Consider the following 8,322-nt stretch of genomic DNA (forward strand, 5'->3'; position numbering starts at 1 on the left):
GATCGTCATCGCCCGAGACACGGACGACGTGGTGCGGGCGATGCGGATGACGGACGGGGAGCGCGACGCCCTTGCCCGCCGCGCCCGCGAGCGCACGCTGGACGAGCACACGAGCGCCCACCGCGCGGCACGGCTGGAGCAGGTGCTGGACGCCGCGTTCGGCGCGGGCGAGGCGGTGGACGCGATGGAATCCGTCCATTCGGCGGAGTGGCGGGCGCCGGAACCCGTGGTGGAGGGCTGAGCCAAATGTGGGGAATCGTGCCGGCGGCGGGGGCGGGCAGCCGCATCCAGCCGCTCGCGTTCAGCAAGGAGCTGCTCCCCGTGGGCAGCCGCATCGACGAGGGCGTGGAGCGGCCCAAGGCCGTGAGCGAATACCTGGTGGAGCGGATGATCGCCGGCGGGGCGGACAAGATCTGCTTCGTCATCTCGCCGGGAAAGTCCGACATCGTGCAGTACTACGGCGGCGGCTTTGGCGACGCGCACGTGTGCTACGCCGTGCAGCCCAAGCCGGCGGGGCTGTGCGACTCCATCTTCCGCGTCCTGCCCCTGGTCCCCCCCGCGGAGGACGTGCTGGTGGGGCTGCCCGACACGGTGTGGTTCCCGGAAGACGGGCTGCGGGCCCTGCCGGACGGCATCCTCTCGTTCCTCCTGTTCCCCGTGGAGCGGCCGGAGTTCTTTGACGCCGTGGTCACGGACGACGACGGGCGGGTGCGGGAGATCCAGGTCAAGCAGCCGGGCGCGGCCACGCACTGGGTGTGGGGCGCCTTCAAGCTCCCCGGCTGGACGCTGGGCGAGCTGCACGACCTGTGGCTGGAGCGCGGCAAGCAGGACGAGTACATCGGCACGCTGGTGAACGCGTGGCTGGCCCGCGGGGGCGAGGCGCGCGGGGTGCGTGCCGGCGAGGCGTACGTGGACGTGGGAACGCTGCACGGCTACCGGGAGGCCATCTCGGTGCTGAGCGAGCGCCCCGCGACCGAGGGCGGGCCGTCGCCCCTGGCGGCCGCCAGCCCGTCGTGGGAGCAGCATCAAGCGGCCGGCGTCGCCCTGACGTGACCGGCCTTAAGGACCCAATCCCGGAGGAGATGGTGATCTCGCCCCTTTCCGCGGCAGACGCCGGGCAGGACATCGGCACGGAGGAGATCCAGCGCCGCGTGCAGGAGCTGCAGCCCTGGTTCCACAACCTGGACCTTCGCGGCGTGCGCACGGCGCCCGACCACTTCCTGGGCGACTATCCGTCCATCAAGTGGGTGAACTTTGCCCACGCCATCCCCGCGGACCTCACGGGGAAGTCGGTGCTGGACATCGGCTGCAACGCCGGCTTCTACAGCATGGAGATGAAGCGGCGCGGCGCCGCCCGCGTGGTGGGCATCGACAGCGAGGACCTGTACCTGGAGCAGGCCCGCTTCGCCGCCCGGGTGAACGGGATGGACATCGAGTTCCGCAAGCTGTCCGTGTACGACGTGGCGCAGCTGGGCGAGACGTTCGACTTCGTGATCTTCATGGGCGTGCTGTACCACCTGCGGCACCCCCTGCTCGCCCTGGACCTGCTGTACGAGCACGTGGTGGGCGACCTGATGCTGTTCCAGAGCATGCAGCGGGGCTCGACGGAGGTGGACGCCGTGCAGGCCGACTACCCGTTCTGGGCCCAGGACCACTTCGAGCAGCCGGGGTACCCCCGGATGTACTTCATCGAGCACAAGTACTGCGAGGACCCCACCAACTGGTGGGTGCCCAACGCGGCCGCGGCCGAGGCCATGCTGCGCAGCGCCGGCTTCGAGATCGTGGAGCACCCGGAGCAGGAGGTGTACCTGTGCCGGCGCGGAACGATCATCGACAACGAGCCGCGGGCCGTGTACCCGTCGCGGGGAGGCGGCGGCCGGTGATCGAAGCCGTGATGGTGTGGAACGAGCCCAACAACACGTCGCACTGGGACTTCGGGATCGATCAGGGGTGGCAGACCTTCGCGCGGATGGCCCGCGCCACGGGCCAGGCCGTCCGCGCGGAGAACGCCACGGTCAAGCGCGTGCTGGGCGGCCTGTCGCCCATCGACCCGCGCTTCTTGGGGCACATGGCCGGGCAGGGGGTGCTGGACGCCATGGACGTGGTGGCCGTCCACGGGTTCCCCCTGGACTGGAACCTGTGGAGCATCGAGGACTGGCCGGAGAAGCTGGCGTCGGTGCAGGCCGTGACGCGGCTGCCCGTGTGGGTCACGGAGGTGGGGATCAGCACCTTCGCGGGCGAGGCCATCCAGGCGGAGGGGTTGAAGCGCACGGCGGAGATCCTGCGCGGCCGGGCGGAGCGCGTGCACTGGTACTCGCTCTTTGACCTGCCGCAGCGGTGGGAGGCCACCACGCGCCACAAGCAGCGCGAGGGCTCGTCGTACTTTCGGCACTTCTACATGGGCCTGGTGCGCGAGGACGGCACGCCCAAGCCGGCCATGGACACCTTTGCCGCGCTGGGCGGGGAGATGGGCATCTGCCAGTGGTTCCACTACGAGGACCACCGGCTGGACGATGCCGTGCGCTGGCTGCGCAAGCTGGGGGTGAAGAAGCTGCGGACGGGATTGAGCTGGAGCGACGACCACCGCGAGGGCTGCGAGGCCTGGTTCGACCGGCAGATGAAGGCGCTGGACGAGTTCGAGGTGACGGTGACGTTCTGCTTTACGCCCGAGCACAAGGGCGTCGTGCCGCACTACACCAGCCCGCCGGCCGACATCAACGAGTTCGTGGACTTCTGCGCGCGCATGGTTCGGCGCTACGGCTGAAAACGAAACAGAGTTTTCACGCAGAGGGAGCAGGGGCCCCAGACGGAATGGCACCAGGCGACGTGGCCTCGGCCTGAGCGGCTAAAGCCGCCGCTGGGACAGCGGCAAGCCCGGTCTCGCGCTGACGCGCTCTGCGAACAGGGCTTCAACCGCCCACTCGGGCCGTCACCCGGTGGCGTGACGGGTCCGGCGAAAGGGCCGCGGCGCGGGGCGGCTCGGGACCGGCGGACGTGCACCGGGCCGCGCCCGGAGGAACGGTCGGCGGAGGCCGACATTGCGGGGTCAGAGCCGCGAATGCATTCGCCGGGGGCGCGAGGCCCGCGTCACTCCATGATCTCGCCGTGCCGCATCGCCCGTCTCAGCGTCTCAGGAACGCCCCACGAAGTGGGCAAAGAAACAGTGGCTAACGGCAAGGGAGAGCAGGAGATTGGAGGGGTCGCCGGGTGAATGCCCGCGCGCAGCTGAATCCGAAGATCCCCTCCTGACAGGAGATTGAGCCATGAAGAAGATCGCCCTGAACGTCGAGAGCCTGGCCATCGAGTCGTTCGAAACCGGCAGCGGGATGGGGCAGGCCCGCGGCACCGTCGCGGCCAACCAGCAGACGCTCAACGCCAACTGCTACACCCGCGTCGGCTCGTGTTACCGCACGGCGTGCTGCCCCGACACGACCCTCTGCTGATTGGCGGACGGCGGGAAGCAAACGAGCGGGGCGGCCCCGAAAGGAGCAGCCCCGCTCGCGTTCGTCCCCGCCCGTGCGATCAGTTCACGCGCTGGCCGCTCAGGCTGCCGCTGGCGCCCGCGTACTCCCACGTACCGGTGAAGGCGGTCCCGTTGGAAAAGTTCATCCGGATGATGATGTTCCCGTTCGCCGAGTTGCCCGTGATCACCATCGACTGCCCCTGTACGGAAACGCCCGAGATGGGCAGCGCCGGCGTGGCACTCGTGGTGACCTGCCCCGTGTAGGCGCCCGGGCTGCCGGCGATGTCCACCATGCCCGTGACCATCTGGCCCTGCGCCGCCGTGGTGAACTCGTAGTGCCCCACCGGGTTCAGCGCGGCGCTCGTCGCGCTCGCGGGGGTGCCGGCGGACGGCGCGGGACCGGTGTCGACGGCGGGGGCCGTGGAACAGGCGGCCAGCGACAGCGCCGCGGCCAGGATGAGCTTCGCCTTCATGGGAGCACTCCTTCTCGGGGGGAAAGGGGTCGGTGGGCCTGCATCAAAAACTACGGTCCGCGTCCCGCCACGCGAAAGCGCGGAGTGCGAGAGAACAACTCACGCACTCACGCACTTCCGCACTCACGCACTCCTCAGCGCGCCTTCTCGGCCGCCACCCAGCGCTCGATCTTGTCGCGCAGCATGGGCAGCGTCACGGTGCCGTCCTCCAGCACGCGGTCGTGGAACGCGCGGATGTCGAAGCGGCCGCCCAGCTCGCTCTCGGCCATCTGCCGCAGCCGGCGGATCTCCAGGTTGCCCAGCATGTACGCCGTGGCCTGGCCCGGCCAGCCGATGTAGCGGTCCACCTCGTTCTCCACGGCGTCGCGGTTCTCGGCCGTGTTGGCCAGCATGTACTCGATGGCCTGCTCGCGCGTCCAGCCCATCACGTGCAGGCCGGGGTCCACCACCATGCGCGCGGCGCGCAGGGCCTCGTTGCTCAGCAGGCCCATCCGGTCCATATCCGACGAGAACAGCCCCATCTCGTCCGCCAGCCGCTCCGCGTACAGGCCCCACCCCTCGCTGAAGCCGGAGTTGCCCATGAAGCGGGTGATGATGTGCGCGCCCTCGCGCTCCTGGGCAATGGCCAGCTGCAGGTGGTGCCCCGGGATGGACTCGTGGAACGCCGTGGACTCGATGGGCACCCGCGACTGCTCCTGGGGCTTGTACGTGTTGATGCGGTACTTGCCCGGGCGGGTGCCGTCCTCGCTGGGGATCTCGTAGCTGGCGGCGGCGGCCGAGATCTCCTCGAACTCCTGGTAGGGCTCGATGACCACGTCCGCGCGGGGCAGGCGGCCAAAGTAGCGGGGCATGGCCGCCTTGCCGCGGGCGATGGCGGCGGCGGCGTAGTCCACGATCTCCTGCCGCGTGCCGAACAGGTAGCGCGGGTCCGAGCGGAACGCCTCCAGCAGGGCCGGCACGTCCGACGTGTTGAAGCTGCGCTGGGCGATGGTGCGCATCTCCCCCTGGATCTTGGCCATCTCGCGCAGGCCGATCTCGTGGATCTCGCGCGCGGGCACGTCCAGCGTGGTAAAGGAGCGCACGGACGCCCGGTAGCACGCCTCGCCGTTGGGGTTGGCCGCGATGCCCGTGGCCTCGCGCGCGGCCGGGAGGTACTCGTTGGCCAGGAAGTCACGGTAGCGGCGCACGGCCGGGTACAGCTCGTTGGCCACGATGCGCTCGAACTCCGCGCGGAAGGCGGGCGTGCTGTCGCGCTGCATGGGCGACGAGAACGGCGACTGGGCCGGCGCGGCCGCCAGCAGCACGTCCATCTGCTCGATCACGCGGCGCACGTTCACCTTGGGCGCGGAGTAGCCCTGGCGCAGCCCCTCGCGCAGGCTGGCGATCTCCGTGTCGATGGTGGCGGGCAGGGCGCGCCAGCGGGTGAGGGCCTGCTGCCGCAGGTCATCCGTGCCCACGGGCTGCACCTGGGCCAGGCGGGCCATCCCCGTGTGCCAGCCGAACATCTGGTTCACGCCCGCCCAGAGCTCGTTGCGGCACACGCGGCTTTGCCGGCCGGAGATGGCCGCCTCGCGCAAAAAGCCCAGGGTGATGAACTCCGTGCGGCCGCGCAGGGCATCGGCGTCGATGGCCAGCACGCGCTCGGCGTACGCGTCGTCCAGCTGCTCGTAGCGGGCCTGCGCGGCCAGCGAGTTGTCGCTTACCCGGTCGTGCCGAAAGCCGGGCAGGCCCAGCATGGTGGCGATCTCGGGGTTGCGGGTCAGGGCCGTCTGCATGGCCTCGTCGGCCAGGGCGTTGACGGCGCGGGCCAGCGAGTCCTGCCGCGACAGGGTGGACGTCGCGGGCCGCGGGCTCACGCTGGGCCCGCCCGTCGTGGGCGCCATCACGGGCGCCGGCGTGGAGGTCTGCTGCGCGGCCGGCGCGCACGCCGCCAGGGCCAGCGACGACGCGCAGAGCCAGCGTCGGGTGAGGTTCATGGATCGGATCTGTGCCTGGTGGATTTGGAACACGGCGCCTCCCGGGGTGCGGGATGGAAGCCAGCCGGCATACGCGCGCGGCGGAGCGCGGGATTCAGCGGATTCGGCGGAGGACGGGGCTGATCACGGACGATGATCGGCATCCGCGTACGGGACGGCGCCCCCCATCCCGACCCTTCCCCCACAAACGGCGTGGGGGAAGGGAGAACGGCTCCTGGGCTCCGGGATCGCGCCGGTGAGGCGAAGCGTGTCTCGCCCGCCGAGGGCCCCCTCCCCCCGACCCCCTGCCCCCGCTCCGCGGGGGAGGGGGAGAACTGCGGTCCCGCGTGGAGGTCGCCTGGTGCACGATCTCTCCCCCGCGCCAACCCCTCCCCCGAAGTTGGGGGAGGGGTCGACCGCCGTCGCGAGGAACGAGCGAAAAGGCGGTTGGGGGAGAGGCCCCCCCGTCGCGCAGCGACGGGGGGCCCTGCCCTACCGCACGATCTCGAACGGCTCGTCGGCCGCGGGGACGGACTCGGGAGAGAGGCGAAAGGCCGCGCGCAGCCGCGCGAACGCGGCATCCGCCGCCTCGTCCGTGCGGGCGTGCACCGTGGCCAGGGGCTGCCCCGCCGTCACGCGGTCGCCGATGCGCGCCAGCACCTCCACGCCCACGGCGGGGTCCACCGCGTCCGCCTTGGTCATCCGGCCGGCGCCCAGCCCCAGCGCCGCGTCGCCGATGGTGCGCGCGTCGGCCGCGGCCACCCAGCCGTCCGCATCCGCCGCGAACGGGCGGACGACGGGCGCGGCGGCCAGCGTCTCGGGCGCCTCCACCACGCGCGCGTCGCCGCCCTGCGCCGCGATGAGCTCCGCCAGCTTGGCCGCGCCGGCGCCACTGTCGCGCAGGCGGATCAGCATCTGCTCGCCCTCGGCCCGCGACGGGGCCAGGCCCGTCATCTCCAGCAACTGGGCGCCCAGCTCCAGCGTGAGCGCCCACAGGTCCGCGGGGCCGTCGCCGCGCAGGGTGTCGATGGCCTCGCGCACCTCCAGCGCGTTGCCCACGGCGCGGCCCAGCGGCTGGTGCATGGCGCTGAGCACGGCGCGCGTCTGCCGCCCCGCCTGGTTGCCGATGCGCACCAGCGCGTTGGCCAGGATGCGGGCGTCCTCGCGCGTCTGCATGAACGCACCGGAGCCGATCTTCACGTCCAGCACGATGCTGCGCGCGCCGGCCGCCAGCTTTTTGCTCATGATGCTGCTGGCGATGAGCGGCACCGAATCCACCGTGCCCGTCACGTCGCGCAGGGCGTACACCTGCTTGTCGCCGGGCACCAGCTCCGGGCTCTGCCCCACCAGCGCGCAGCCGATGCGGGCCACCTGCGCGCGCATCTGCTCCAGGGGCAGCTCGCACTGAAAGCCGGGGATGGCCTCCAGCTTGTCCAGCGTGCCGCCCGTGTGTCCCAGCCCGCGGCCCGACATCTTGACGAACGCCGCGCCCGCCGCCGCCATCAGCGGCACGAGGACGATGCTCGTCTTGTCGCCCACGCCGCCCGTGCTGTGCTTGTCGACGGTGGGCCGGTCCAGCTCGGGCCAGTCCATCGTGGCGCCGCTGGCCACCATGGCCTCGGTCAGGGCGAGCGTCTCCTCGTCCGTCATCCCGCGCCAGACGACGGCCATGAGCCACGCGGCCATCTGGTAGTCCGGCACCTCGCGGGAAAGGAATCCGCCCAGCAGGGCCCGCAGCTCGTCCGGGGCCAGGGCCTGGCCACGCTTCTTTCGCTCGATGAGCTCCACGACGTTGATCATACGCCGCGCGCCTTTTGCGACTCGGCCAGCCGCGCCGGGCCGAACGCCCCGGGAAGCAGCCCGCCGATGGTTTCCACCACGTAGCCCGTCTCCGCTTCTGACGGCATGATGACGGGCAGGTCCGGCCCGAACTCCGAGAGCACCTGCCGGCAGGCGCCGCACGGGGCCGCGGCCACGGCGTCCTCGGGCCCGGTGACGGCGATGGCCACGAACTCGCGCGCGCCCTCGCTCACCGCCTTGCCGATGGCCACGCGCTCGGCGCAGTTGGTGAGCCCGTACGAGGCGTTTTCCACGTTGCAGCCGGTGAAGATGCGCCCATCGGCGGCCAGCAGCGCGGCGCCCACGGAAAAGCGGCTGTAGGGCGCGTACGCGTGCTGGCGCGCCTGCCGGGCGCTGTCCAGCAGGTCGCGTGCGGCGGCCGGGTCCAGCCCGGCGGATGAATGTGCGGAGCTCAACGTGCGTGCCTCCCGAGTGCCCGGATCATTGGTTTCGCGGCAATATACTGCGCCCGGCGCGGAAAAGAACGGGGCGGCGGCAGATGAGGATCGGGTGGATGGTCCGGCTTCACGCGGGAGGCCCCCACCCGCTCGATAGCTCGCGACCTCCCCCGCTGCGCGGGGGAGGTGGAACT

9 protein-coding genes are annotated in these 8,322 nt (G+C 71.4%); 5 read left to right on the plus strand and 4 right to left on the minus strand.

Translation table 11 applies throughout. From position 1 onward, the window contains the following. The 5 genes from VFZ20_RS07460 to VFZ20_RS07480 all read left to right on the plus strand — a co-directional run. A partial coding sequence (locus VFZ20_RS07460; RefSeq protein ID WP_329683220.1) for a glycosyltransferase occupies positions 1-241 on the plus strand: 241 nt, incomplete at its 5' end. A gap of 5 nt (positions 242-246) precedes the next feature. Beyond that, positions 247-1,053 (plus strand): nucleotidyltransferase family protein, encoded by an 807-nt coding sequence (locus VFZ20_RS07465; RefSeq protein WP_329683221.1) that lies wholly within the window; start codon positions 247-249, stop codon positions 1,051-1,053. Between the two features lie 29 nt (positions 1,054-1,082). Further along, entirely contained in the window at positions 1,083-1,883 is an 801-nt protein-coding gene (locus VFZ20_RS07470; RefSeq protein ID WP_329683222.1) for a TIGR04290 family methyltransferase, read from the plus strand. Continuing rightward, positions 1,880-2,764 (plus strand): glycosyl hydrolase, encoded by an 885-nt coding sequence (locus VFZ20_RS07475; protein WP_329683223.1) that lies wholly within the window; start codon positions 1,880-1,882, stop codon positions 2,762-2,764. The genes VFZ20_RS07470 and VFZ20_RS07475 overlap by 4 nt, the downstream gene beginning before the upstream one ends. A gap of 499 nt (positions 2,765-3,263) precedes the next feature. Beyond that, complete coding sequence (locus VFZ20_RS07480; RefSeq protein WP_329683224.1) at positions 3,264-3,443, plus strand: hypothetical protein; 180 nt, start codon at positions 3,264-3,266, stop codon at positions 3,441-3,443. 79 nt (positions 3,444-3,522) lie between these two features. Here VFZ20_RS07480 and VFZ20_RS07485 read toward each other — a convergent pair whose 3' ends face one another. From VFZ20_RS07485 to VFZ20_RS07500, 4 genes are all read right to left on the minus strand, one after another. Beyond that, on the minus strand, positions 3,523-3,936 hold the full coding sequence (locus VFZ20_RS07485) for a hypothetical protein (protein WP_329683225.1): 414 nt from the start codon (positions 3,934-3,936) through the stop codon (positions 3,523-3,525). A gap of 134 nt (positions 3,937-4,070) precedes the next feature. Then, positions 4,071-5,912 (minus strand): DUF885 domain-containing protein, encoded by a 1,842-nt coding sequence (locus tag VFZ20_RS07490; protein WP_329683226.1) that lies wholly within the window; start codon positions 5,910-5,912, stop codon positions 4,071-4,073. Positions 5,913-6,383: 471 nt separating this feature from the next. Then, a complete protein-coding gene (locus tag VFZ20_RS07495) occupies positions 6,384-7,691 on the minus strand; it encodes a thymidine phosphorylase (protein ID WP_329683227.1) in 1,308 nt (435 codons plus the stop codon). Further along, on the minus strand, positions 7,688-8,146 hold the full coding sequence (locus tag VFZ20_RS07500) for a cytidine deaminase (protein WP_349264074.1): 459 nt from the start codon (positions 8,144-8,146) through the stop codon (positions 7,688-7,690). The genes VFZ20_RS07495 and VFZ20_RS07500 overlap by 4 nt, the downstream gene beginning before the upstream one ends. Between the last annotated feature and the right edge of the window lie 176 nt (positions 8,147-8,322).

Origin of the sequence: Longimicrobium sp. (genome assembly GCF_036280135.1) — a bacterium.
GTDB lineage: Bacteria > Gemmatimonadota > Gemmatimonadetes > Longimicrobiales > Longimicrobiaceae > Longimicrobium.

Bases quoted from the DNA above. Each gene is read 5' to 3' on its own strand.
- VFZ20_RS07490 (WP_329683226.1), bottom strand. From the start codon at position 5,912: ATGAACCTCACCCGACGCTGGCTCTGCGCGTCGTCGCTGGCCCTGGCG.
- VFZ20_RS07465 (WP_329683221.1), top strand. From the start codon at position 247: ATGTGGGGAATCGTGCCGGCGGCGGGGGCGGGCAGCCGCATCCAGCCG.
- VFZ20_RS07485 (WP_329683225.1), bottom strand. From the start codon at position 3,936: ATGAAGGCGAAGCTCATCCTGGCCGCGGCGCTGTCGCTGGCCGCCTGT.
- VFZ20_RS07495 (WP_329683227.1), bottom strand. From the start codon at position 7,691: ATGATCAACGTCGTGGAGCTCATCGAGCGAAAGAAGCGTGGCCAGGCC.
- VFZ20_RS07480 (WP_329683224.1), top strand. From the start codon at position 3,264: ATGAAGAAGATCGCCCTGAACGTCGAGAGCCTGGCCATCGAGTCGTTC.
- VFZ20_RS07470 (WP_329683222.1), top strand. From the start codon at position 1,083: ATGGTGATCTCGCCCCTTTCCGCGGCAGACGCCGGGCAGGACATCGGC.